25 protein-coding genes are annotated in these 25,728 nt (G+C 39.1%); 18 read left to right on the forward strand and 7 right to left on the reverse strand.

The features are described from left to right. The 6 genes from ACOKFG_RS00845 to ACOKFG_RS00870 form a co-directional block, all read right to left on the reverse strand. Positions 1-933 carry a hypothetical protein gene (locus ACOKFG_RS00845; protein ID WP_299487582.1) on the reverse strand — a complete coding sequence of 311 codons (933 nt, stop codon included), beginning with the start codon at positions 931-933 and terminating at the stop codon, positions 1-3. A gap of 82 nt (positions 934-1,015) precedes the next feature. After that, on the reverse strand, positions 1,016-2,257 hold the full coding sequence (locus ACOKFG_RS00850) for a POTRA domain-containing protein (RefSeq protein ID WP_298793531.1): 1,242 nt from the start codon (positions 2,255-2,257) through the stop codon (positions 1,016-1,018). A gap of 95 nt (positions 2,258-2,352) precedes the next feature. Further along, on the reverse strand, positions 2,353-3,096 hold the full coding sequence (locus ACOKFG_RS00855; protein WP_422861689.1) for a hypothetical protein: 744 nt from the start codon (positions 3,094-3,096) through the stop codon (positions 2,353-2,355). Between the two features lie 17 nt (positions 3,097-3,113). Next, a complete protein-coding gene (locus tag ACOKFG_RS00860) occupies positions 3,114-4,115 on the reverse strand; it encodes a glycoside hydrolase family 113 (protein WP_298791988.1) in 1,002 nt (333 codons plus the stop codon). 46 nt (positions 4,116-4,161) lie between these two features. Further along, positions 4,162-5,028, reverse strand: a complete 867-nt coding sequence (locus tag ACOKFG_RS00865; protein WP_422861690.1) for a hypothetical protein — start codon at positions 5,026-5,028, stop codon at positions 4,162-4,164. Between the two features lie 21 nt (positions 5,029-5,049). Next, entirely contained in the window at positions 5,050-5,772 is a 723-nt protein-coding gene (locus tag ACOKFG_RS00870; protein ID WP_422861691.1) for a DUF547 domain-containing protein, read from the reverse strand. A 238-nt stretch (positions 5,773-6,010) separates the two neighbouring features. On the opposite strand from ACOKFG_RS00870, the gene ACOKFG_RS00875 reads away from it, so the two are divergent. The 7 genes from ACOKFG_RS00875 to ACOKFG_RS00905 all read left to right on the forward strand — a co-directional run bounded on the left by ACOKFG_RS00875 (position 6,011) and on the right by ACOKFG_RS00905 (position 13,786). Continuing rightward, complete coding sequence (locus ACOKFG_RS00875) at positions 6,011-7,360, forward strand: NAD(P)/FAD-dependent oxidoreductase (protein ID WP_422861692.1); 1,350 nt, start codon at positions 6,011-6,013, stop codon at positions 7,358-7,360. 11 nt (positions 7,361-7,371) lie between these two features. Then, a complete protein-coding gene (locus ACOKFG_RS00880; RefSeq protein ID WP_422861693.1) occupies positions 7,372-8,976 on the forward strand; it encodes a 4Fe-4S binding protein in 1,605 nt (534 codons plus the stop codon). Between the two features lies 1 nt (position 8,977). Beyond that, positions 8,978-9,454 carry a hypothetical protein gene (locus tag ACOKFG_RS00885; RefSeq protein WP_298792001.1) on the forward strand — a complete coding sequence of 159 codons (477 nt, stop codon included), beginning with the start codon at positions 8,978-8,980 and terminating at the stop codon, positions 9,452-9,454. Continuing rightward, on the forward strand, positions 9,455-10,144 hold the full coding sequence (locus ACOKFG_RS00890; RefSeq protein ID WP_299487571.1) for a glycosyltransferase family 2 protein: 690 nt from the start codon (positions 9,455-9,457) through the stop codon (positions 10,142-10,144). Position 10,145: 1 nt separating this feature from the next. Then, positions 10,146-11,630, forward strand: coding sequence for a cellulose synthase family protein (locus tag ACOKFG_RS00895; protein WP_299170428.1), 1,485 nt, complete (start codon positions 10,146-10,148; stop codon positions 11,628-11,630). A 169-nt stretch (positions 11,631-11,799) separates the two neighbouring features. Further along, complete coding sequence (locus ACOKFG_RS00900) at positions 11,800-13,056, forward strand: MFS transporter (protein ID WP_422861694.1); 1,257 nt, start codon at positions 11,800-11,802, stop codon at positions 13,054-13,056. A gap of 7 nt (positions 13,057-13,063) precedes the next feature. Next, the gene (locus tag ACOKFG_RS00905) at positions 13,064-13,786 is read left to right on the forward strand and encodes a helix-turn-helix transcriptional regulator (RefSeq protein ID WP_299487565.1); all 723 of its coding nucleotides are present in this window, start codon (positions 13,064-13,066) and stop codon (positions 13,784-13,786) included. A gap of 33 nt (positions 13,787-13,819) precedes the next feature. Here the strand turns inward: ACOKFG_RS00905 and ACOKFG_RS00910 are convergent, their stop codons facing one another. Further along, positions 13,820-14,920 (reverse strand): glycosyl hydrolase, encoded by a 1,101-nt coding sequence (locus ACOKFG_RS00910; RefSeq protein ID WP_298792012.1) that lies wholly within the window; start codon positions 14,918-14,920, stop codon positions 13,820-13,822. A 261-nt stretch (positions 14,921-15,181) separates the two neighbouring features. On the opposite strand from ACOKFG_RS00910, the gene ACOKFG_RS00915 reads away from it, so the two are divergent. The 11 genes from ACOKFG_RS00915 to ACOKFG_RS00965 all read left to right on the forward strand — a co-directional run bounded on the left by ACOKFG_RS00915 (position 15,182) and on the right by ACOKFG_RS00965 (position 25,727). Further along, positions 15,182-15,640: a GyrI-like domain-containing protein gene (locus tag ACOKFG_RS00915; protein WP_299487560.1), complete on the forward strand. Its 459-nt coding sequence runs from the start codon at positions 15,182-15,184 to the stop codon at positions 15,638-15,640. A gap of 117 nt (positions 15,641-15,757) precedes the next feature. Continuing rightward, a complete protein-coding gene (locus tag ACOKFG_RS00920; protein ID WP_299487558.1) occupies positions 15,758-17,122 on the forward strand; it encodes a mannosyltransferase in 1,365 nt (454 codons plus the stop codon). A gap of 217 nt (positions 17,123-17,339) precedes the next feature. Next, positions 17,340-17,954 carry a GNAT family N-acetyltransferase gene (locus ACOKFG_RS00925; RefSeq protein ID WP_298792018.1) on the forward strand — a complete coding sequence of 205 codons (615 nt, stop codon included), beginning with the start codon at positions 17,340-17,342 and terminating at the stop codon, positions 17,952-17,954. After that, positions 17,951-19,141, forward strand: coding sequence for an argininosuccinate synthase domain-containing protein (locus ACOKFG_RS00930; RefSeq protein ID WP_299487556.1), 1,191 nt, complete (start codon positions 17,951-17,953; stop codon positions 19,139-19,141). The genes ACOKFG_RS00925 and ACOKFG_RS00930 overlap by 4 nt, the downstream gene beginning before the upstream one ends. Then, a complete protein-coding gene (gene argC / locus ACOKFG_RS00935; protein WP_299487554.1) occupies positions 19,134-20,108 on the forward strand; it encodes an N-acetyl-gamma-glutamyl-phosphate reductase in 975 nt (324 codons plus the stop codon). The genes ACOKFG_RS00930 and argC overlap by 8 nt, the downstream gene beginning before the upstream one ends. 10 nt (positions 20,109-20,118) lie before the next feature. After that, complete coding sequence (gene proC / locus ACOKFG_RS00940; protein WP_299487551.1) at positions 20,119-20,913, forward strand: pyrroline-5-carboxylate reductase; 795 nt, start codon at positions 20,119-20,121, stop codon at positions 20,911-20,913. Between the two features lie 34 nt (positions 20,914-20,947). Beyond that, positions 20,948-22,075, forward strand: a complete 1,128-nt coding sequence (locus ACOKFG_RS00945) for an aminotransferase class III-fold pyridoxal phosphate-dependent enzyme (RefSeq protein WP_299487548.1) — start codon at positions 20,948-20,950, stop codon at positions 22,073-22,075. Then, the gene (locus tag ACOKFG_RS00950; protein WP_299487546.1) at positions 22,072-23,268 is read left to right on the forward strand and encodes a glutamate-5-semialdehyde dehydrogenase; all 1,197 of its coding nucleotides are present in this window, start codon (positions 22,072-22,074) and stop codon (positions 23,266-23,268) included. Before ACOKFG_RS00945 ends, ACOKFG_RS00950 begins: the two co-directional genes overlap by 4 nt. A 1-nt stretch (position 23,269) precedes the next feature. Next, complete coding sequence (gene proB / locus ACOKFG_RS00955; protein WP_299487544.1) at positions 23,270-24,034, forward strand: glutamate 5-kinase; 765 nt, start codon at positions 23,270-23,272, stop codon at positions 24,032-24,034. Further along, positions 24,031-24,972 (forward strand): acetylornithine carbamoyltransferase, encoded by a 942-nt coding sequence (locus ACOKFG_RS00960; RefSeq protein ID WP_299487542.1) that lies wholly within the window; start codon positions 24,031-24,033, stop codon positions 24,970-24,972. The genes proB and ACOKFG_RS00960 overlap by 4 nt, the downstream gene beginning before the upstream one ends. Before the next feature lie 5 nt (positions 24,973-24,977). Next, the gene (locus ACOKFG_RS00965; protein WP_299487539.1) at positions 24,978-25,727 is read left to right on the forward strand and encodes an SDR family oxidoreductase; all 750 of its coding nucleotides are present in this window, start codon (positions 24,978-24,980) and stop codon (positions 25,725-25,727) included. Position 25,728: the final 1 nt, after the last annotated feature.

Here is a 25,728-nt window from a genome sequence, read left to right on the forward strand (position 1 = left end):
CTAGTCCTCAATTTCCAAATCCGCGTAGTCGTTCAAAATTCCGTTGGTAATTAGACTAGTAAAGGTGTTTTTATCTGATCGAATGGATACACCATTAGGTCGATTGGCTTTGGAATCGCCATTAATAGCTAACAAGCTCACAACTGGAAGCGTATTTGTGGCCAAATACAAACTGTTCCTATCTTCGAAAATATGCTCAGCTTCCTTATAAGAGCGACTTGATACACCGTTCTTTTTAAAGACCTTTTGAATGTTTTCGGCAAACCTCTGACTATTTTCGCTTTTATTATGATGATAGACTGCCACGTCCATGTTTCCATTCTTGATTAAACCGTTTGCCCGAATAACCAGAAGTCTTTGATATTTCCCAGAATTTTGCAAGTAACGTTTGTTAATGGCTTCAATATACTGACCCATTTTTTCCTTGGCTTCTGGTTTTTGGTTATCTCCTGTTAAATTCTCCTCTTCGCTTCCAAAAACATAAACTTTGGCCCCATGCACCATAAGCGAGGCGGCTAGGTTGTTGGTGATGTCAGAAATAAACTTATTCCGGCTCGCTGGATCTTCAAGAATCAAATAGTATATGGCGTTACCCAAGGTTCTACTCTTAAGGGACATGTTGGCCAATTCAGAATCGAAAATGGGAGTTTCCTTTTCATCTGTTAGTTGCACTTTTACTCCGGTCTTTTTAAAAGAATCATCTACAAGTGGAATTTTATATGTGCGTCCCTGATGCAACTGGCTACCATCTTTAATGTTTTCCAGATTTGCATTTAAAAACGCCTCATAATAGGTTACCGGATCCAAACCCTGTTTTCTTAAAATAGAATAGATACCGTCTCCAGGTTCCGCGACCACATCATAATATTCTGTTTGTCCAAATAAAGGGAAAGAGATACATATACACACCAAAAGTGCAGGTAGTAATTTCATAGTTATGTTTTGATGCTGGGGTGCTATGCAAATATGCGAAGAATCGATGAAATGCACAAATCATCGATGAAATGCATAAATTTTAAAAATATTGACCAATTCCGAAAACGATTCCCTTGGTCGCATCTTGGGTGATGCCGTGCCCATAATCTATTCTAAAAATAGCGTTGAAGATTCTTTTATGCATGAACCTGATTCCGATTCCAGGGTATATTCTAAGGTTTTGACTATCACCAAAATCACTGAAATCTCCTCCAGGGTTTCGCCATGTTCCTCCATCAACAAATACATTGCTTTGCAATACAAACCAATCCTTATCAATTAGGGTATGCCTATACTCAGTATTCAGCACAATGGCCCCTGTACCCCTGTCAATGGTATTTCCTACTCCACGAATGTTCAGGTTATTGTCAACCGCAAAGGGGGCAAAGGGTGTATCCATATTGCTGGCAAGCCCCAACCGCAACCTAGTGGCCCAATTTCCTTTTTGCCCAATTCTTGTGAAGTAACTAAAATCATTAAATCCTATCACAAAATCAGGGAGCTGCCCACTTGAACTATGCACATATTGAAAGTTTAAATTACTCCGAAACCCTGATAAGTACTGATAATAGTACTCAATGGCATCATAATTATAGATGAGTTTATACAAGTATTTATTTACATTCAAAGCTTGAGGAACACTGGGGTCCGTGCTTCCAAAAAGGTAGGTATAGTCCTCGGTAAAAAAATTCAGGCCAAACTCAAAACGGTTACGGAAGTTGAGTTCATATAGTCCAAGTATTTCATAGGATTCATTATTGTACCGATAATCTGCCGTTCCATTTTCCAAGAAAACAGGTTCCTGTGTCGTTAAGTCTTGATAGCTTAAAGCCAATCCCCATTTATTGCTGAACAAAAAAGGTGCACGAATGTGGGCTCCATAAGAATCGAAAATGTCTTTTTGATAGAATCCACCCAAGGTAATGTTGTTGCCCAAAACATTAAATTCCTGTAGGCCTATTCGAAAAGCGAATTCATCATTGTTTGAAGTGTATACACTAGCAAACGGAATTAGTGTAAAATTTTCCTCTATCCCATAAAACACATTATAGCTCCCCTCCACATTGGCTGGAAATACTTGATAGTATGCATGTGAAACTGAAGGTAAGCGCTTTAGTCTATAGATGTCCTCAGCGATTAGTGCCGAATCCAATTCCATACCAGGTTTGAGCCTAGCAATCTTTTTAATGAAGGCTGTTTTGGTCCTCTTATTTCCTTGGATTTTTACATCTGCGACTTTGTTTTGGGCATATCCATCTATCGCCAATAACAATAGCAGCATGGATACCCAATATCTTAAAGCAGCTTTCAATTTTTTTCTTTAAATATAGAAGAAACCATTGTATTTCAGTTATTTCGTATGGAATCTGACATCGTCTAATTCAGCATAAATTCAGTTTCAACAAACAAATTCACCCAATTGTCCTCGCTTACCGCTAACAATGAAAAATTATATGGTTGACCCGATTCGAGTAAAGGTGGAGTTTCTAGTGTAATATTTAACACCACATTTTCCAATTTATAATATTGGAACATTTGTTCAATGGTATATGTTCCCGAAAGCAATTCACCATTCTCATCCGATATGACCTGGAAATAAATTACAGAGTCATCAAAAACACCATCTTGCCACGAAAAAATCGGCATATTTCCCATGTTTTCAATGGTCACCTTTTGAGGTAAGTACTCTATAGGTTTATTATTTTGTTTTAACCGGATTGGATTGGAGAGGTGAATTTTTCCATCCTCTTCAAAACTTACAATCACCCATTTTTCATCAACCGAAGACACTTCATATTTGAGTAAATACCCATTGAAAACATCAATTAACTCAGAATCTCCTTTGGTATATTGTGAAAAGTCATTCTCATCGACCTCAACGGAACCTGTCTCATAAAAGCCGATATTGGAAACATTTTCTCGGGGATATAAAAAAATGCTGACAACACTGGGGTCTTCATTACTAGCAGCACAGGCAATTACATTTCCAAGAACCGAATCCCTGCCGTCCAATTCAATTGCCAAAGTGGTATTTGAAATTGGTTCTTCCTTGTCAGAACTACAGGATACAACGAATAAGAAACATAGAAAAATGCTTGAAAAGCCTTTTTTGTTGATCATCGATGACTACGCTTTATTCAGTAGTCGTTATAAAAGTCACGAATTACAATTTCTGCCGGTTTGTTTTGTGGTGTGAATCTATTATCCTTTGAACCTCCGGATACATCATGATGGATAAACCATTTCCAAACGAATCCACCTGCAAACCAATTTTCACTCCACAACTCATTAAAAACTGCTTGTGTAGCCATTGCCTGTCCGTCAAGGTTGACATCCATTTCATTTTGATCTACCAGCCATGGTTTTTTTGCAGTATAATCCATACTCCGATAACCAAACTCCGTAAAAAGAATGGGTTTACTGTGCTTTTCAGATAAATCTTCTAGGGTAGACTTCCAACGTTGCCATCCCAATTTTAAATCTTCCATCGAAGGATGTCGTTTTTCTGAAAGTGGGAAGTAACCGTCAACCCCAATAAAATCCAATTTACCCCAAAACGGAGATCTGGTATACTCATCCCAATTGGCAGCGTACGTCAATTTTCCAGTGTAAATTTTCTTGATTTCATCAATTAGTTTCATCCAAAATTGGGGTCGATTCTTGACAAATTCTTCAAGTTCAGTACCGATACAATAAATATCTGCTTTGGTTTCTTGAGCTAGCCTTGCGTAGGTCAATGCAAACTTGCTATAGGATTCTTCTAGCGTCTTCCAATCCTGCTCTGATTTCATGGTCATATCCCCTGTGAATTCTCCTCTCCAAATCCAGATTTGAGGTTTCAGCATTATTTTGACCCCATTTTTTTGCAACAACTGAATGTATTGTTTGGCTCCGCTCTTTGTTTCGCCATACCATTGTCTTTCAGTGTCGAAAATTATATTTGGAGAATTAAGGTCCCGTGCAAACCCAAATGGCATAACAGCAGCATAGTTTGCCTTTACTTTTAAAACTGGATCTATGTGCTTTTGCACGACCTTCTCTCGCGATCCCACGAAACTCACTCCATTTATTTTTTCGGTTTGTTGGCTATTGCACGAAAACTGGAGTAGGCACAAAAAAAAGAGCCCTAATCTTTTCATAGATAAAAAATTAAGACTCCTAAAATACTGTTTTATATGCTTTTTGCTACAACACGGCTCTCAATCCTATGTTAAATGTTTGTCCTAGCCCAGTGTTTTCACCACGAACGAAATTCGTGTAAAGGACCTCCACATTTAATTCTTTTGTAACCTGATATTTTGCACCACCACCAAGTGCGGTAAAATTCTGTGTGAAATCATTCCCCAAATCCAAACGTTGGTTATGCTGTGCCAGGGCTAAAACCGTAAATTTCGAGCTTGGAAAATAACTCAAGAATACTCCAGGAACCAGGTTTAAGCTATTATTTGCAAAACTTTCTTCCTTATCTCCAAAATTTAGCTCCGTATTTAGCTCCGTGAACAACTGCCATTTTTTCCCTGGAAAAGTATAGTCATAAAAGAAGCGGTTTTGCCAGGTAAATCCTTTTTGGTCCAAAAACACTCCAGTATCCTCATCATTTTCGTTGCTCACCAGTGGGATGGACAAAGAACTCAAAATTGAAAAGTTACCTACATTACTGAAGGGCACAAACTTAATTGAAGGCGCAATCGAAGTAAGTCCAGAGGTATTTCTTCTATCAAAGCTTCCATCAGTCTGAAGAAAATCCCGGCCATTAGCCCTATATTCGGCGATTAGCCCCACATTGACCCTTTTGGTATCGGATACTCCAGTAAACAACTCCAAGGTCGAAGTGAAGAAATTTTGTCGAATTCCCTGATCGGATTCAAATGTACTGTCATCTTGCGTATAGAGATTGTTAAATAACTTAATATCCCACTGTCCCTTTCCAATAAGTTTAGATGGAGTCAGGTTTTGTATGTTACTTCCACCTGTCTGGTCGTCTTGGGCAAAAGCTGCCAAAGAAGACACTAAAAATGCTGCCACAATGATGAGGCTTTTAAATTGTTTCATGATAGTTGTTGTTTTTCTTTTTTATTTGATTTCGTTTAGGGTCCAATCATAGGGGTAGTACCCTACCTTCAACTTGGCATCCAATTTTTCTTTTCGGTAAAGATTTACGTAGTCCACTAGGCTTTTTCCACCTTGTGTAAAATCACCTTTATACCACTCAAAGATTTGGGAAAGATTTACTCTTTTTCCTTTGATTCTGACAAAATTTGGATCGTTCAATGCCAACCTTGTCTGTTGCTGTAATTGTGCGTCCAAGGTATCGGGCAAATAGGCATCTGCTATAATCGGAGGGCACCCAAGACCCGCACATACCAATACGAAATGAAACCTTGCCTCTTCGGGAAAATTTGCCCGAAGCAGTTTATTCTCGATTTCGTTAAGGGTGATTTCCTTTCCTCCTATACTATGCTTGGTTTTATCAAAAAAGCCTGAAACATCTAGTGGAGATTTAAGAGGATAGTGTTCTATTACTCCTTTTATTACGGACAAATTATACCCGTTTATCCAAAACGCTTGATACGTATTGGCGTCACTCTTTGAAATGTTGATGGTCTTTGCCAAATCAACAAGTTCATTTAATCCATCGGGATTTGCTTTTATTTTATTGTAGGCCACTCTTCCATTTTTCACATATGTATGGAAAAAGGCGTCAGCTTTGGTAAAAAACCCAGAAGTATTTTGGGCCCAAGACTGGCTCATAAAAATTGCCAGTACTATTGTGGTCAGTGTTTTTTTAATAGTCATTGTTTAAACTTTTAGCCGATTAAAACTGATGCATCTGTCGACTATGTTTCTAAGTCCATACAACTTCTAAATCTTTTTATGATTATTTTAAGATTTTATAAATCAGCAGGTTAGCTGTACGAAATATGACCAAGTTCCTTACACTAACACAAGGAATTTAAATTCTTTCTAAATTAAAGCGTCGAGTTAAGTTCATATATTTAAGGACGACACATTAGCCAACAACCAATTCAATCCCATGGAGAATATTGTAATTATCGGAAATGGAATCGCTGGAATTTCTGCAGCTCGCCATATCCGAAAACTATCAGATAAAAGAATCATTGTTGTCTCGGCGGAGACAGATTATTTCTTTTCAAGAACTGCCTTAATGTATGTGTACATGGGGCATATGAAATTTGAACACATTCAACCTTATGAAAATTGGTTCTGGGAAAAGAATCGAATCGAATTGGTTCGTGGATATGTCACACAAGTTGACACAGGAACCAAGCAACTACAAATCGATGGGTCAAGGGCAATTCAATATGACAAATTGATTGTTGCCACTGGTTCAAAACCCAACAAGTTCGGTTGGCCCGGGCAAAACCTTCATGGCGTTCAAGGACTGTATTCTAAACAAGATTTGGATTTACTCGAGGTAAATGCCCCAAATAAAGAGGTCTGTAAAAGAGCCGTTATTGTTGGTGGTGGATTAATTGGTATTGAACTGGCCGAGATGCTTCGTAGTCGTGATATTCCAGTTACTTTTTTAGTTCGGGAAGAAAGTTTTTGGAACGGGGTTCTGCCCAATGGTGAATCCGCTATGATCAACGAGCATATTCTAGAGCATCATATCGATTTACGACTAGGAACCAACTTAAAGGAGATTGTGGCTGATGAAAATGGAAGGGTAAAATCCATCATAATAACAGAAACCGGAGAGGAACTCCCCTGTGATGTGGTCGGATTAACGGCTGGGGTCTCTCCCAATGTGGACTTTCTTAAAGATTCAAGTATTGAATTGGGCCGTGGGGTTAAGGTCAATAAATTTCTTGAAACCAATGTAAAAGATGTTTATGCTATTGGAGATTGTGCCGAACAGCATGAAGCCATCGGAAATAGACGTCCTATTGAAGCTGTCTGGTATACGGGTCGAATGATGGGAGAAACTGTTGCACAGACCATTTGTGGCAACCGCATTGAGTACAAACCGGGACATTGGTTCAACTCAGCAAAATTCTTGGATATCGAATACCAAACCTACGGTTGGGTGTTTTCAGAAAAAATTAAAAAAGAGCACGAAGCGCATTTCCATTGGCGACATGCTGATGAAAAAATCTGTATTACGGCCGCATTCCATGAGGACACTAATCAATTCTTGGGTATGAACACTTTCGGTATACGCATGCGCCATGAGGTTTTTGACCGATGGCTTACTGAAGAAAGGGATATGGATTACGTTATGGAACACCTTTCAGATGCAAACTTTGACCCAGAATTCTTCAAAAAATATGAAGCTGAAATTGTATCCAAATACAATTCAGACCAGGGCAAATCCATAAAGTCCAAAAAGAAGAGTCTTAAAAGAATATTTCAAACTGCTTAATTAACTAACAAATGAGCACTTACGATAAAAGTATGGCCCTTACCGGGCAACCTCCTAAAATATTGAGTAGAAACCAAAAGATGGCAACCCTATTGGGTATGTTTGGGTTGGCAGTTGTGTTATTGGCAGCTTTCAATGTCAGTTTTCCAAACAAAGGCTTATGGCTGACCATTTCATTACTTTCCATTACCATGGGAACCATTTGGTTTTCTTGGGATGCCTATTCACAAAAACTTCCGGGAATCAAGAACGACGGAGTTTGGTTCAAGTCCATTTCCAGCAAAGGATTTTGGGCATGGATAGCGGGAATAGCGTTGACCGGATTCTACATCATTCTTTATTTCTATCCTGAATACTTGGGGTTGGTCAAAGGAGGAGAAAACAAGGGCGTAATTGCCTTGTTCGACCCGTTAAGTAAGGCGTTGAGTGGAAACCCAGCTAGTCAATGGTTTGTATATGGAACGCTCTACACTGTGGCGATTTTTGCTTTCGGCATCAAATTCATGTGGAAATACCGTCATAATCGTTACGAACGTCTTCGTACCATGAGTGTGATGTTTTTTCAAACCGCGTTTGCATTTATTATTCCAGAATTGATGGCCCGTTTAAACGGCGATAAAATTCTGAATGGTGGCAGTCTTCCTTATTACGACCTAAAAAATGTATGGCCTCTGAATTACTATAATTTTGAAGGATATAGGATAAAAGCGTTTTTAAGTTCAGGTGATATTGGCTTTGCCCTATTGATTTTTGGAATCCTTTCCGTTTTTGTGATTACTCCTATCCTTACCTATAAATATGGAAAAAGATGGTACTGCTCTTGGGTTTGTGGTTGCGGTGGTTTGGCAGAAACTGCTGGCGATTCTTTCAGACAATTGAGTGATAAAACAGTAAAAGCCTGGAATGTTGAACGTTGGGTTGTTCATAGCGTAGTGGTATTCGTGACTTTAATGACCACTGCGGTTATTTACTCCTATTTGGGCACCGATACCAGCAAATACTGGTTGACCAAAAGCTCATTTTTAATTGGAGTGGCGGTATTGTTGACCTTGGTTTTTGCCTGGGTAATGATATTTAAACGCGAGCAATTGCAAAAAGATGCTCAATATGGTGCGGTTGGTTATTTTGTAATCATCATGGCGCTTATAGGGATGCATTTTTTTAGTGGTGATGGCAATGTCTTTTTATTCAAGTCTGAAACACTTCGTAAATCATATTCTTTTTTAATAGGAAGTATCTTTTCCGGTGTGATCGGAACAGGTTTTTATCCCATTTTTGGAAACCGAGTGTGGTGTCGTTTTGGATGCCCGATGGCAGCCATAATGGGCTTTCAACAACGCTTGTTCTCAAGGTTTAGAATTACCACCAATGGAGGCCAATGTATTTCCTGCGGTAATTGCTCCACCTATTGCGAAATGGGTATTGATGTACGTGCCTACGCTCAAAAAGGTGAAAACATTGTGCGCTCAAGTTGTGTAGGATGTGGTATTTGTTCCGCTGTTTGTCCAAGAGGTGTTTTAAAGTTGGAGAATGGACCTTTGGAAGGAAGAATTGACAGCAATCAGGTATTGTTGGGCAACGATGTTGATTTAATGCAATTGGTGAACAAAAAATAGGATGCTTCGTTTTTTATCGGTAGTAGTAATTTTCACCAGTTCCTTAATTCTTCTTAAAAAAGAATACACTCGGGAGTATCACAACAACGGCAAGCTCAAGTCCGAAGGTTGGGTTAAAGGTGAATCCAAAGAAGACTTCTGGAAATTTTACCACTCTAATGGGGAAATTAAAGAAAAGGGGCATTACAAACATGACTCGCGAGTAGGATATTGGTATTTTTACGACACCAATGGAAAGGCCGCAATGGAAGGTCATTATAAAGGTGGAAAAATGGCAATGTGGTGGCTGTTCTATGACGAAAACGGAAAAATAAACCACAAATGTCAACTCCAAAAAGGTGTAAAAAACGGATATTGCTTAAAATACAAAGATGAAAAATTGACTTCTGCAGAGAAATATGCCCATGGAAAAAAAATAAAGGAGTGGTATGACTTCAGAAGTTTTAAGCAAGAAAACAAATTGTCCGATTTAAAGTAAATGGCAGAAATAAAGGTCATCATTCCCGCAGTAAATGAAGGTGAATCCATTGGAAAGGTTGTGTCGGGGCTTCCAAAATCCGTCTCAGAAATTATAGTTGTAAACAATGGATCTACTGACGATACCATAGAAAATGCTGAAAAAGCTGGTGCTACCGTACTTACAGAAAACCAACGAGGATATGGCTTTGCATGTTTAAAAGGCATGAATTACATCGCACAACAATCCAAACAGCCCGACGTTATCGTATTTATTGACGGAGACTTCTCCGATTATCCAGACGAGTTGGATAAAGTAGTAGCTCCGATTTTGGAAAATGACATAGATTTTGTGGTGGGCGCTCGGAAAAAGTCACTCCGTGAACCCGGTTCCATGACTCCTCAACAGGTTTTTGGGAATTGGTTGGCCACTTTTTTAATGAAATTGCTGTTCAGAGCAAGTTTTACGGATTTAGGACCTTTTAGGGCCATAAAATATGAAAAGCTCAAAGAATTGGACATGCAGGACAAGACTTACGGTTGGACCGTGGAAATGCAACTGAAAATCCTGCGAAAAAAAATGTCATATACCGAAGTACCAGTGCGTTATAAACGCAGAATTGGCGTGTCAAAAGTGTCTGGTACCGTAAAAGGTACTATATTTGCTGGCATAAAAATTCTAGGTTGGATTTTTAAATACAGTATAAAATAATATGGGACTAACTATCGCTATTTTCATTATCGCTATTTATAGTACGGCCTTAATTTTGATTTTCTTCTATAGCCTAGCACAATTGAACCTTTTGGTGAATTATTTGGGCAACAAAAGACAAAACGAAGAAGCCCCAAAGTTTAACCTGTTAGACCCCAAAGAAATACCTTTTGTCACCATACAACTTCCTATCTACAACGAGGAGTACGTTATGGAGCGCCTTTTGGAAAACATTGCCAAAATAGAATACCCTAAAAGTAAACTGGAAATACAGGTTCTAGATGATTCCACAGATGATACTGTAATTGATACTGCAGCAAGAATAAAGGAACTACAAGATACTGGTCTTGACATCACCCATATAAGGAGAGAAAATCGCCAAGGCTTTAAGGCTGGAGCCTTAAAAGAAGGCTTAGAGATTGCCAAGGGAGATTTTATTGCCATTTTTGATGCTGACTTCCTTCCAGAAAGTGATTGGTTAAAAAAGACCGTTCCCTACTTTAAGGATGAAGAAATTGGTGTGGTTCAAACAAGATGGGGACATATCAATAGAGATTATTCCACACTTACTAAAATTCAAGCTTTTGCCTTGGATGCGCACTTTACATTGGAACAAGTGGGCAGGAATTCCAAAGGTCATTTTATCAACTTTAACGGTACGGCAGGTATCTGGAGAAAAGATTGCATCCTTGACGCCGGTAACTGGGAAGGAGATACACTTACCGAAGATTTGGATTTGAGTTACAGAGCACAATTGAAAAATTGGAAGTTCAAGTATTTGGAAGATGTGGAGACACCTGCAGAGCTTCCTGTTGTAATCAGCGCAGCACGCTCGCAGCAATTCCGTTGGAATAAAGGCGGGGCAGAGAACTTCAGAAAAACGGTATTGAGCGTTATTAGTGCTAAGAATATTCCATTTAAGACCAAGTTTCATGGGGTAATGCACCTGTTGAACAGTTCCATGTTCCTATGTGTGTTTATTGTAGCTCTTTTGAGTATTCCAATGCTCTATATTAAAAATACTTATGGTCACTTGGGATGGGTTTTTCAGGTAACCAGCTTCTTTATCATCAGTACTATTATCCTGTTTATTTGTTATTGGTTTACCTATAAAAGTATCCAGGGCAGTAGTTTCGATAACTTCGTTGACTATATAAAGCTGTTTTTCACCTTTTTCTCCGTAGCTCTTGGATTTTCATTGCACAACTCTATTGCTGTATTGGAAGGTCATATGGGCAAGCGCAGTGAATTTGTGCGAACACCAAAATTCAACATAAACAGTCTTAAAGATTCCTGGAAAGGAAATAAATACCTGACAAAAAAGCTTTCACCAAATATGGTGATTGAATTTGCCTTGATGATTTATTTCCTATTTGGCATGTACAGTGCCATTCCTTTGAATGATTTTGGACTTTTCCCCTTCCATTTGATGTTGTTCTTAGGTTTTGGATTCGTATTCTTTAAATCGTTGACGGCCAAGGCGTAAACCCATTTACTCCTTAAAGTATCCTTTTCCTTACTTGTTGGTAAACAATGCTTCTGTTTGCTTATTTGATATGTAATAACAAACCGTTCTTCAATTTAAAAATCAAATTACCTGTATTTATATAGTTATATTTATGTTCTAGGATTTAAAATCCGGTCTTCTAAACTATATGAATCAAAAAAAGGCTCCTTGGTATTTCCTCCTGCTCCTTATTTTAGCAGGAGAATCGGTATTTATTCTTCCATTTGTACTTGCCAGAGTCTTTCGACCTACCGTACTTGAGGTTTTTGCTTTGGATAATGTTCAATTGGGCTTATGTTTCTCGGTTTATGGCATCGTAGCTTTACTGTCTTATCTGGTTGGAGGTCCATTGGCCGATAAATTCCCGCCACGAAAATTAATTGCTGTAGCCCTATGGATGACCGCTTTAGGGGGCTTGGTTTATGCAACTTTTCCCAGTTACAATACCCTAAAAATACTGTATGGATATTGGGGTTTTACCACTATTTTCTTGTTCTGGGCACCAATGATCAAGGCAACTCGGGTATGGGGTGGCAATAGTTCACAAGGCAAAGCATTTGGTTTCTTGGACGGAGGACGTGGGCTGGTAGGCGCTCTTTTTGGAGCAATGGGTGTGCTCATTTTTTCCTTTTTTATAACTTCTGAAGTATCTGTAGCCTCGGATGTAGAAATCAAAGTAGCCTTTAAACAAGTTATTTTAGTTTCTTCAGGTATCGTTTCTTTTGTTGGACTATTGGTTTGGCTTTTCATGAAAATGGATCGACAATCAGAAAAAGAAATCATTCTTGAAAAAATCACCATATCACAAATACAAGAGGTATCCCGTTTACCTTCTGTTTGGTTATTGATGATTATCATCCTATGCGCCTATGTCGGATATAAAATCACCGATGTGTTTTCGTTGTTCGCCCAAGATGTAATGCGATATGACCAAGTTCAATCGGCCACGGTAGGCACCTTTTTATTATTTGTACGCCCCGTAATTGGGGTGGTCATCGGCGTATTGGCTGACCGTTCACAAACTACCTTTTGGCTAGTCATCAGCTTTGTGGTCTCGTTTTTCGGGGCATTGTTGTTTGCCACTGGCATAGTTTCAAATTCTGCAACGGTCTTGTTTTTTATTTCAATCTTTACTGTGGCGGCGGGAGTATATGCGGCACGCTCCCTATATTTTGCTGTGATGAAAGATGGAAAAATTCCATTAGTGCTTACTGGAACTGCAGTCGGCCTTATTTCGCTAGTGGGGTATACGCCAGATATTTTTGCCGGACCCGCAATGGGCTATCTATTAGAGAGTTCTCCGGGAGCAGCAGGACATCAGCATGTATTTTGGATGTTGGCCGTATTCTCTTTTATAGGGGGTATAGCCGCTTGGGGCTATTTTCAATTGTATAGAAAGCAGTGATAATGGTATGGAAGAAAAACCGAGACTTTCGCGACTTACGGCTATTCTGACCCAATTACAATCTTCCAGGATTGTTACGGCGACAACACTTGCGGAAAAACATAATGTCAGCGTTAGAACCATATACAGAGATATTCGGACATTGGAAAAATCTGGGGTCCCCATCATTACCGAAGAAGGAAAAGGATACTCCATGATGGAGGGCTACCAATTACCACCTGTCATGTTTACCGAGGATGAAGCAAATGCACTGATAACCGCTGAACAATTGATTCTAAAAAACAAAGATGCCTCTTTGGTGCAACATTATTCCGAAGCAATTCTAAAAATAAAGGCGCTGTTAAAAGGCTCCCAAAAAGATAAAGCGAGTCTGCTTACGGAACGCATCTATTTTACCGATAATTATTTAAATCAAAGAACAAGCAATTATTTAATGAGGCTCCAATCGGCCTTGACAAATTTTCAGGTTTTGAATATTGATTACCTATCTCTAGGTCAAAAATTCACGAATCGGAACATAGAGCCCTTTGCTTTGTACAGCACGGAAGAAAAATGGTTGCTCATTGCCTATTGTAGACTTCGGGAGGCCTTTCGAATGTTTCGGATTGACCATATTCAAAAAATCACCAATACCTACGAGCAATTTGAATCCCATAATATGACTCTGGAAGAATATTACAAGTCTTTTGACAAATATGAGCAAGGTTCTTCCCATTCTGATGATAAATAATCGGGTGTTTTTTTGATGGCTACCCCGTAAGAATTATTTATCTAGTGAGATATACCCCAATTGCTTAAAAAGTTCAGTTGATTGCTTTAAATAGCGATTTTTATTGGTCTCTTCAAACCAGGCCCGAGAAACCTGTTCGTTATTGTAGAGACGACTGTCTTTCCATGCTGAAATTCCAGGAATTCTTGTTCTGGGCCAATCTTCATTTATAAAACTAATGGCTTTGATATTTTTTTGGTAGATGAATGTAAAGAAGTTGACAAACCATTGACCCCACACTTCAACACTTTTGTTGTCGATACCGTTGATTGGGTTCGATTCAGCAATCATTACCGGTTTCTTGTGTTGTTTGGCAAATTTCAGCACATCATCAGAATAAGGACCAAAGTCTGTACCATTGTAAGCATGTCCAAAGACAGAAATAGCTACCCAATCCACATAATCATCCCCTGGATACCAGGCAGACAGTGGATAGTCTTTAAAGGGTTTAGATGCATATGAATGCCACACGAATGCGATATTGTTCACTCCTTTTTTACGTATAAGATCAACGATATGTCTATATGCTTTAACAAATTCCTCAGGTTCAAGTTCGTTATGAGGACCATCAAATTCGTAACCAATTCTCAAATAGATAGGTCTATTTACCGATTTAGCCCACGCACTATATTTCTTAATAACACGATCGTATTCTCCATTGCCCGCATATTTCGCAACGTTCCCTTTTCCCACCATCCACATAGCACTATGAACAACTGTATTGGGAAAATTATCAATCAACATTTGGTGGTTTTGAGAATCGCCGCTTTCATTTTTATGGATACTTGTAACCCCCTTAAATTCAGGAATTCCCCAATAAGCGGACCAACCACCTGGGATTGGTTGATCCTGAAAGTGTTCCATATATTCGGTAATTCTTTCAACTGTTTGCCCCATTATCAACAATGTTTTACCATCTGGAGGAACGAACTTCGAATGTTCATAATCATACACAAAATTGGAATCTATGTCTGTTTGTATCTTGGATACCATCTCTTGGGCAATCTGATCTGTAGTTTTCTTGGTTACAGTCTGTCCAGATAGTTCAATGGAAGTTGAAATCAAAAAAAATATCATAAATAGTAAATAATACATAACCGAATAGTTTGATTTTGACATCTTCATAATTGAATTCCTCTTTCGCCTTAATTACCTTTTTTAAGTCTATGTGTAATACTAATTAACTACTGCAAACGTATAAGCTATATCGACCGATAAGTGAAGTTCGGGAAATTTTAAGTAAAAATCCAGATTAAATCAATGGATGTATCTGTAAATTGATTTATTCAAAATACCCTTGACATACCCTTGTCATATGCCTGGAATATTTTTGTGCAAATCTTAAAATTTATCATCATGACAAGCACAAAAAAAAACGCATTAAACATCGTTGGATTAGCCGCAAGAACATCTAATGATCCCGGAAAGGCAGATCAAGATATTCCTAAACTGTGGGAAAAATTTATTGCCGAAAATACACTTAACCGAATCCCTAACAAGGTGGATCAGACACTTTATGCCATCTATACGGATTACGAAGGGGACCATACCAAACCCTACACCATAGTCATCGGCTGTAACGTGTCAAAACTTGATAATATTCCCGAAGATATGACCGTCAAAATGATTCCCGAATCCAACTACACTAAGTTCATCGCCAAAGGCGACCTTACCAAAGATGCGGTAATCAGCACTTGGATGGACATATGGAACACAAATTTGAACAGGACCTATACTACCGATATTGAAATCTATGGTGAAAAAGCCATTGATCCTACAAACGGAGAGGCAGAAATTTTAATTGCCACTAAATAGGTTTAAGTATATCCTGCCATGGAAGCAATACGATTTTGCGGTAATACATGGCAGGGTATGATCTACATTCCAATATAATTTTATACATTTTGCTGACCTAAGAAATCCTGGTTGGCAATGCTTGGAAAAATCATCAAATTTTGGAAACTTCATAAAATCTCGTTGCTCCTATCATTGGGCAGTATATTGTTTTACCTAAGCTTTGCTTACGATTTAAACCGGGAAGACTTTCCAAAATTATTGGGTCTTTTCATCGCATTGTTTTTCCTCCATTATAAACTGATACAATTCCAAAAATGGAACTTTAAGTTTCTGTTGATATCAGGTATTCTATTTCGATTAGTGTTTTTGCTGGCCGAGCCGAATCTTTCTCAAGATTTTTATCGCTTTATCTGGGATGGGGAGTTGATAAAAAATGGCATCAACCCCTATTTGAATGTTCCGAACGATTTGATTGCGCAATCCAATCTAGCGATTTTGAATGCCAAAGAATTATATGATGGTATGGGAAGTTTGAGTGCAAGACATTTTAGCAACTACCCCCCACTCAATCAAATCATATTCACCATTGCCACATTTTTAGGGGGAGGAAGTGTTTTGGGCTCGGTTATCGTAATGCGGTTGACCATTATCTTGGCCGATTTGGGAATTCTATATTTCGGAAGAAAACTGCTGCAAAAACTGAACAAGTCCAATCACATGTCTTTTTGGTATTTCCTGAACCCATTGGTCATCATTGAATTGACCGGGAATCTCCATTTTGAAGGCGTGATGCTATTTTTCTTTGTTTGGTCCATCTATTTGATTGCTGATAAAAAATGGATGGCGGCAGCACCAATTTATGCAATGTCCATTATGGTTAAGTTGGTACCAATAGTTTTCTTGCCTTTATTTGTCAAGTACTTCGGATTCAAGAAAAGTATCTTTTTCTACATAGCCGTTGGTGTTTCTTGCGTACTTCTTTTACTTCCTTTTTACTCCCCTTCATTCATTGACAATTATTCCGAGACCGTTGGTCTTTGGTTTTCCAATTTTGAATTTAATGCGGGTATTTATAATCTGGTAAAACATATAGGGATAGAATTCTTTGACGCCAAAGCTTGGATTTTGGTCAAAGATTATGGCAAATGGATGGCCATAATCGTGATAATAGCAACCGTTTTGATTGCTTTCCTAAGAAAGAACCAAAATCTGGGCACATTGATTACCTCAATGCTTATGGTCCTTACCCTATATTACTTCCTATCCAGTACGGTACATCCGTGGTACGTAATATTTCTTTTGGTATTGGGCATTTTTACCGAATATCGTTATGCCATCCTCTGGTCTTTCTTGGTTGTACTAAGCTATTGGGCCTATTCCAATTCAGATTATGATGAGAATTTTTGGTTGTTGACCATTGAGTATATCACGGTTATCAGCTTTTTGATTTATGAAATAGCGACTAAAGAAGGAAAAAAGTTAGATTTCTTTAAAAAATAGGGGCCAAACTAGGTTCATTGGAATTAATTTGTACTTTTAACCCCATAATGAAAGGACAAGAATACATATTAACCGCTTTGAGCATCCCTGCTCCAGTACGTCCATTCGCTCGTCGTCGTCGCCCGTAAGGGTGCATATCAGACTATGGAAATAGGTGAGTCCATTTCCGCAAAATCCACAAAATCAATTTCATTTTTTAGTCATTAATCCAATAGCAATGGAAATTTTAGTTGCTAACGAATCACATTTTAAATACGCTCAGGCAATCAGCGACACCATAACCGAATCTGCAAAAGTTCGAGGAACTGGTATTGCCCAGCGTACTCCAGAATATATCAGAAAACGATTGCAAAACGGCAATGCAGTAATCGCCTTGGATGGGGAGAACTTTGCAGGCTTCTGTTATATTGAAGTTTGGGGAAATAAGAATTTTGTGGCCAACTCTGGTCTAATTGTCCATCCTAATTACAGAAATCAAGGACTTGCCAAAAAAATAAAGAAATCCATTTTCGAATTATCCCGAGAGAAATTTCCGGATGCCAAAATATTTGGAATCACAACAGGTTTGGCAGTAATGAAGATGAATTATGAGCTTGGTTACAAGCCTGTCACCTTCTCTGAACTAACGGATGACCCTGAGTTTTGGAAAGGATGTCAGACCTGCAAAAACTTTGACATCTTGACGCGAACCGAAAGAAACATGTGTTTGTGCACAGGAATGTTGTACGACCCCGATAGCAAAAAACCAGAATCAAAAAAAATAAACGGAAAAGCTTTTACCCGATTAAAAAGCATTAAGGAAACCCTTTTCCTAAAAAAGAAAACGAAATGAAAAAATTAGTACTGGCCTATAGTGGTGGATTGGATACTTCGTATTGCGCAAAGTCCCTATCAAAAGAAGAAGGCTTCGAAGTGCATGCAGTAAGTGTAAATACTGGTGGATTTACACCGTCCGAAATCCAAGATATTGAGCAAAAAGCGCTGGAATTGGGAGCTACCTCATATACTTCTATTGATGCCGTTTCCAACTTCTATGAAAAAGTGGTCAAATACCTCATCTTCGGAAACGTACTTAGAAATAACACTTATCCTCTTTCTGTAAGTGCCGAACGAATTGTTCAGGCCGTGGAAATTGTAAATCATGCTAAAAAAATAGGAGCAAAATACATTGCCCATGGTAGTACGGGAGCCGGAAATGACCAGGTACGATTTGATATGATTTTTCAAACCATTGCTCCAGAAATAGGGATTATTACTCCAATCAGGGACAATAAATTGTCCAGAGAGGCTGAAATTGAATATCTCAAGCAAAATGGAGTCGATTATCCCTGGGAAAAAGCAAAATATTCCATCAATCGAGGATTATGGGGTACATCTGTAGGTGGAGATGAAACTTTGACTTCCCATTTATCCCTTCCTGAAACAGCTTATCCAAGTCAATTGGAAAAACAAAGCTCCAAACAACTCAAGTTGACCTTTAAGAATGGTGAGTTGGTCGCCGTTGACGGAGAAAATGCAAGTCCAATTGAAAACATTGAAAAGCTATCCGAAATAGCCTCTAAATATGCCATCGGCAGGGACATTCATGTAGGCGATACCATAATTGGCATTAAAGGAAGAGTTGGTTTTGAAGCTGCTGCTCCTCTGATTATTATAAAAGCACACCATTTATTGGAAAAGCACACATTGAGCAAATGGCAGCAGTACCAAAAAGAGCAACTGGCCAATTTTTATGGAATGCTACTTCATGAAGGAAATTATTTGGATGAAGTAATGCGAAATATTGAAGCTTTCTTGGCTGATACGCAAAAGAACGTTTCCGGGGATGTGTTTGTAACCCTCCACCCCTATCGATTTGAGTTGGACGGTATTTCCTCGCCACATGATTTAATGAATGCTTCTTTCGGAAGCTATGGTGAAATGAACAAAGGTTGGACTGCAGATGATGCCAAAGGGTTTATCAAAATTCTTTCCAACCCAGGAAAAATTGCAAACCATGTAAACCAACATCATGATTAAAGCAGGTATCATAGGTGGATCCGGTTATACAGGGGGCGAACTTATTCGATTGCTCCTTAACCATCCCGATGTAGAAATCGATTTTGTTTTTAGCACTACCAGAGCTGGAAAACCGATAACTTCGGCGCATCCCGATTTATTAGGTGTGACCCATCTAGAATTTACTGGCGAGGTAAATCCAAATGTTGATGTGGTGTTTCTATGCTTGGGCCACGGTAACTCATCCATGTTTTTGAAGGAAAACACTTTTAGTTCTGCTACCAAGATTGTGGATCTTAGCAATGAGTTTAGGCTAAAAGCCGATGCCTCTTTTCAAGGAAAGGAATTTGTTTATGGTCTCCCAGAATTGCATAAAGAAAGTATCGAAAAGGCTGAGAATATTGCAAACCCAGGGTGTTTTGCCACCACCGTTCAATTGGGATTGCTTCCCTTGGCAAAAGCAGGTTTGTTGCAAAATCAAGTGCATGTCAATGCCGTAACCGGGAGTACAGGTGCAGGGGTTGGACTTTCATCGACTTCCCACTTCAGTTGGAGAAATAACAATGTTTCCTGGTACAAACCTTTCTCCCATCAACACTTGGGAGAAATTGGGGAAAGCTTGGATTCCTTTGGAAACAGCACTGGAAAACTGTTTTTCTTACCCAATAGGGGAAATTTTACAAGAGGGATTTTAGCAACCAGTTATACTGATTTTGATGGGAACCTCGAGGATGCCCAAGCATTGTATAAAGATTTTTACAAAGATGACGTCTTTACACATGTTTCGCCCGAACCCATCCATCTAAAACAAGTGGTAAATACCAACCAATGTCATGTGCATTTGCATAAGCATGAAGACACTTTGTTGGTGACATCGGCCATCGACAATTTATTAAAAGGAGCCTCTGGCCAGGCCGTTCAAAATATGAACCTAATGTTCGGTATTGAAGAAACCAAAGGGTTACAGTTAAAAGCAGGAGTATTTTAAAGAAGAAATTATGAAAATAGCCATCATAGGTGCGGGAAATTTGGGATTGTCCATTGCAAAAGGAGTTTTACATAGCAATGGAGCCACTACCATGTACCTCACCAAAAGAAATACCACAGAAATCAAGGATTTCGAAAAGTACGGCAATGTAACCGTCACATCGGATAACAAAGAAGCCATTCAAAATTCAGATACGTTGATTTTTGCTGTTCAGCCTGGGCATTTTGGTTCCATTCTAGCGGAAGTGAAAGACCTGCTTACCGAAAATCATGTAATTATAAGCACCATCACCGGTTTTAGCATTTTGAAAATTGAGGAGATTATTGGGGCTGATAAGCATATCATTAGAAGTATGCCCAATACCGCCATTTCCGTTGGGAATTCCATGACTTGTATTTGCAGCAATGAGCTAGGTAAAAAACGAATAGACCTGGCAAAGGCCATCTTTAATAGAATGGGACATACCTTGGAAATTCCCGAGGAACAAATGCAAGCCGCAACTGTCATTTGCGCCAGTGGTATTGCATTTTGGATGCGTTTGATTCGCGCCACGACTCAAGGAGCCATTCAATTGGGCTTTGATGCCAAAGAGGCCCAAGAATTAGCCATGCATACCTGTAACGGAGCTGCAAGCTTGTTAATTGAGTCTGGTAACCACCCGGAAGAAGAGATAGACCGGGTAACCACTCCAAGAGGATGCACCATTGAAGGATTGAATGAGATGGAACACCAAGGTTTAAGCTCCTCCCTTATTCGAGGCATTGTAACATCATTTGAAAAAATTAGCAAAATCAGAAAAGGATAATCTCGTGATGGCGATTGAAACAACCGATAAAACAATGAAACTATTTGATGTATATCCGCTATATGATGTAACTCCAGTATCAGCAAAAGGTATTGAAGTTACTGACGATAAGGGGACAACCTATCTGGATTTTTATGGGGGACACGCCGTCATTTCCATCGGACATTCCCATCCGCATTATGTGAAGCGACTTACAACGCAGTTGGATAAAATTGGTTTTTATAGCAATTCCATTCAAAATCCATTGCAGCAGCAACTGGCCAAAAAGCTCGGGGAATTGTCGAAATGTGAGGACTATAATCTTTTCATGTGCAATTCGGGAGCCGAAGCCAACGAAAATGCATTAAAACTAGCATCTTTCCATACCGGAAAATCCAAAGTAATTGCGTTTAAAAATGGTTTTCACGGAAGGACTTCCGCTGCGGTAGCTGCAACGGACAACTCATCTATAAATGCTCCCATAAACCTTCAACAAGAGGTTACTTTTTTGCCATTGAATGATTTCGAAGCGTTTGAAACTGCCCTTCAATCTGACGAGTATTGTGCTGTAATCCTAGAAACCATTCAAGGTATAGGGGGTCTGGACGAACCGACAACTGAGTTTATTCAGTTTGTTTCTGAAAAGTCCAAGGAAAAAGGCATAGTATTTATTGCTGATGAAATTCAATGCGGATTTGGACGGAGTGGGAAATTCTTCGCTTTTCAACATCACAACATTCAACCGGACATTATTTCAATGGCTAAAGGTATGGGCAATGGTTTTCCTGTAGGCGGTATTTTGATTCATGAATCTTTCAAAGCATCCTATGGCCTTTTAGGCACCACCTTTGGTGGAAATCATTTGGCTTGTGCTGCAACCTTAGCTGTTTTAGAGGTTCTGGAAAAGGAAAATTTGATCTTCAATGCTGATGAAATTGGAAATTATTTCAAAGAAAAAGCGGTGGAAATTCCACAAGTAAAACAAATTAAAGGAAGAGGTTTAATGTTAGGCCTGGAATTCGATTTTGAAGTTGCAGAACTGCGTAAAAAACTGATTTTCAATCAAAAATTATTTACTGGAGGTGCAAAAGACAAGCATGTGCTTCGAATTCTACCCGCATTGAACATTACAAGACATCATATCGACCTATTTTTTGAAGCATTAAAAGCAGAATTACAATGAGTTTGATATTATCTATAGAAAAACGAAATGCTGTTTTAACTACCATGTCGGAATTGGTGAAGTTGGAACAATCCAAAATTCTGGGAGCCAATAAAAAGGATTTGGAAGGTTATTCGGGTGAAGATATCGCGATGCGAGATCGATTAAAAGTGGATGCCGCCAAAATTAGCGGAATGGTTTTATCACTTCAGCAACTAGCTTCTCAGCAGGATCCATTGGGGGTCGAACGTTTTCAATTTACACATGAAAATGGCATCCATATCAGTAACAAAACCGCTCCTTTCGGCACTATTCTAATCATATATGAATCTAGACCGGATGTGACCATTGAAGCAGCCGGAATCGCATTTAAATCCGGAAACAAAATCCTTTTAAAAGGAGGAAAAGAATCACTCAATAGTAATTTGATTTTGGTGCAATTGTGGCACAAAGCACTCGAACAGCATGATTGTTCAACCGATTGGGTTGCCTATTTGGAATTTGACCGTGCCCAAACGCAAAACTTTTTAGAGCATCCTTCCCAAAAAATTGATTTGATTGTTCCTAGAGGTGGGGAAAAATTGATTGCTTTTGTGAAACAACATGCTACCTGCCCCGTAATTGTCAGTGGGCGAGGAAACAACTTTTTATTTGTGGATTCGGAGGCTGACCTTGAAATAGCATTGGATGTTATTCTAAATGCAAAGACAACCAAAATTTCTGCATGCAATGCCTTAGATAAGGTTCTTGTTGCTGCAGATTTACCACGAAAACAGGAGTTTTTGACCCAATTGACTCAAAAACTTCAAAAAAGTGAGGTTCAGATTTTAACGGATAAGCCATTGTCCAGTCTATCAGAAACGCAGGAGATTAATGATGAATCTATTTGGTATGAGGAGTTTTTGGATTACAAAATCGTGCTTGGACAAGTCACGGATTTAACCGAAGCCATTACCAAAATAAACAGGTATAGTGGCGGACATTCAGCTGCCATTATTACAGCAAATAATGAGAAAGCTGAAACTTTTATGCAATCGGTGGATTCGGCGGCAGTTTACCATAACGCCTCCACTCGATTTACCGATGGTGGTCAGTTTGGATTAGGAGGAGAACTCGCCATAAGCACAGATAAATTGCACCAAAGAGGTCCTATCGGCCTTCAACATTTGGTAAGCAACAAGTGGTATGTAACCGGAAATGGTCAAACCAGATAAGATGAAAAAGAAACGAATATTACTTAAAATCGGTTCAAACACCTTGACAAAGGAGACCAATCACATTTCCAGAGGAAAGGTTGAGGATATCGGAAGGCAAATAGCACAGCTTTCAGATGAATACGAGTTCATCATTGTTAGCTCAGGAGCCATTGCGGCCGCCAGACAATTTGTAAAACTAGAGCATTCTGGTCCAGAAATCAATGTAAAGCAAGCTTTGGCAGCCATTGGGCAACCCCATTTGATGCGAATTTTTCAAGAAAACTTTAGGGAACTTGGCTTGCTTACCTCACAGTGTCTGCTCTCTTATTCCGATTTTGAAAATGTGGACTCAAAACAGAATATTAAAAACACCATCAATGTTTTGGTGGCCAATAATTTCATTCCTATAATCAATGAAAATGATACTGTTGCCACAGATGAAATCAAATTCGGGGATAACGATAAATTAGCTGCCCTAACAGCAGCTTTGTTGGAGGCCGATTTATTATTGATTGCAACCAATACCAATGGAATCTACACAAAAGAATCGCTAGGTAATAACGAACCACAAACGATTCAAACTGTAAGCGACCTTCAAAATTTGGCAATGGAAATTGGCAACGAAAAATCGACACATGGAACCGGTGGAATGCAATCCAAAATTGAAGCTGCAACAATAGCTCAAAATGCAGGAATTGACACTTGGATCGTAAATGGGTTGAATGAGAACTTCATCCAATCTGCCTTGGGAGATTCCATCAGCTACACAAAAATTATATCATGAAACATTACCTCTCCATAAACGATATTGATAATCTTTCCGAATGGGTGAACGAAGCCAGAGCTTTGAAAACGGAACCCAAAAAATTCAAAACGCTTGGCGAAGACAAAACCATTTGTCTTCTGTTTTTTAACAATTCGCTCAGGACTCGTTTAAGCACTCAAAAAGCGGCAATGAATCTGGGGATGGATGTGATGGTCATGAATTTTGGTAACGAAGGTTGGACTTTGGAATATGGTGATGGAACTATTATGGATAAAGGCACCTCTGAACATATTAAAGAGGCGGCCCAGGTGGTTTCCCAGTTTTGCGATGTTGTTGCGATTAGAGCGTTTGCCCAATTGAAAGATAAGGCAAAGGATGAAGCAGAGCAGGTTCTAAATGGTTTTGCAAAATATACTTCTATCCCAATTGTGAACATGGAAAGCTCCACAGCGCATCCATTGCAGGCATTGGCAGATGCTATTACCTTGGCTGAAAACAATTCGAAAAGTAAGCCTAAAGTGGTTTTGTCTTGGGCACCACATCCGAAAGCTTTGCCCCACGCAGTGGCCAACTCATTTGTGAAAATGATGCACCTGCAAGATGCAGAATTTGTGATTACCCATCCCGAAGGATATGAATTGAATTCTGAAATCACTAAGGACTGTAAAATTGAACATGATCAAGAAAAGGCAATGGAAAATGCCGATTTTGTGTATGTGAAAAACTGGAGCTGCTACGCAGATTACGGCAAGGTTTTACATCAAGATTCAAACTGGATGATGACCACCAAAAAGCTTGGAAAAGCTAAGTTTATGCATTGTCTCCCGGTAAGAAGAAATGTTGTGGTGGAAGATGCGGTGTTGGATGGTAATCAATCCTTGGTCATTGAGCAGGCTAATAATAGAACCTATTCAGTACAAATCGTACTCAAGAAAATTTTGAAATCTATTAAATAGGGAAAATGGCAAAGTTAAAAGACAAGGTATGTATTATTACTGGTGCTACAAGCGGCATGGGAAAGGGTATTGCAGAATTGTTACATGCTGAAGGTGCCCAATTGATATTATCCGGTCGCAATCAAGAAAGAGGTGATGCTTTGGCTCAAGCACTTGAAGGTTCCATTTTTGTTGCAGGCGATGTCTCTCGGCCAGATTATAACGAAAAATTGGTCAAAACTGCGGTCGAGCAATTTGGGAAGCTAGATGCGCTATCCCTAAATGCAGGAATTTTGGGTTTGGGCAATGTTGTTGATCTTTCAATCTCTGATTGGCAGGAAACCTTGAATATCAATTTGAGCTCCATTTTTTACATTTCAAAATATGCCATTCCTTATCTTCAAAAAAGCGCACAAGGAAACATCTTAATAAACGCATCTATTGCCGCTTTTAAAAGTTTTCCCAATCACCCAGCGTATTGCGCCTCAAAAGGTGCAAGTGTAGCATTGATGAAACAAATGGCAGTGGAATATGCCCCAAAAATAAGAGTTAATGCCTTATGCCCCGGACCAGTGGACACTCCTTTGATTTGGGATTCGGCAAAAGCATTTCCAAATCCTGAAGAAGCTGTTGAAAATGCGGCAAAAGCTACATTATTGCAACGACTGGGTACACCTGAAGATGTTGCGAAACTGGCGCTATTTTTGATTTCAGATGATTCGTCGTGGATTACCGGAACAGCAATGACCATTGATGGTGGAATACTAAATGCATAAC

Source organism: Flagellimonas rhodophyticola, from assembly GCF_049332665.1.
In the GTDB taxonomy this organism is placed as follows: domain Bacteria; phylum Bacteroidota; class Bacteroidia; order Flavobacteriales; family Flavobacteriaceae; genus Flagellimonas.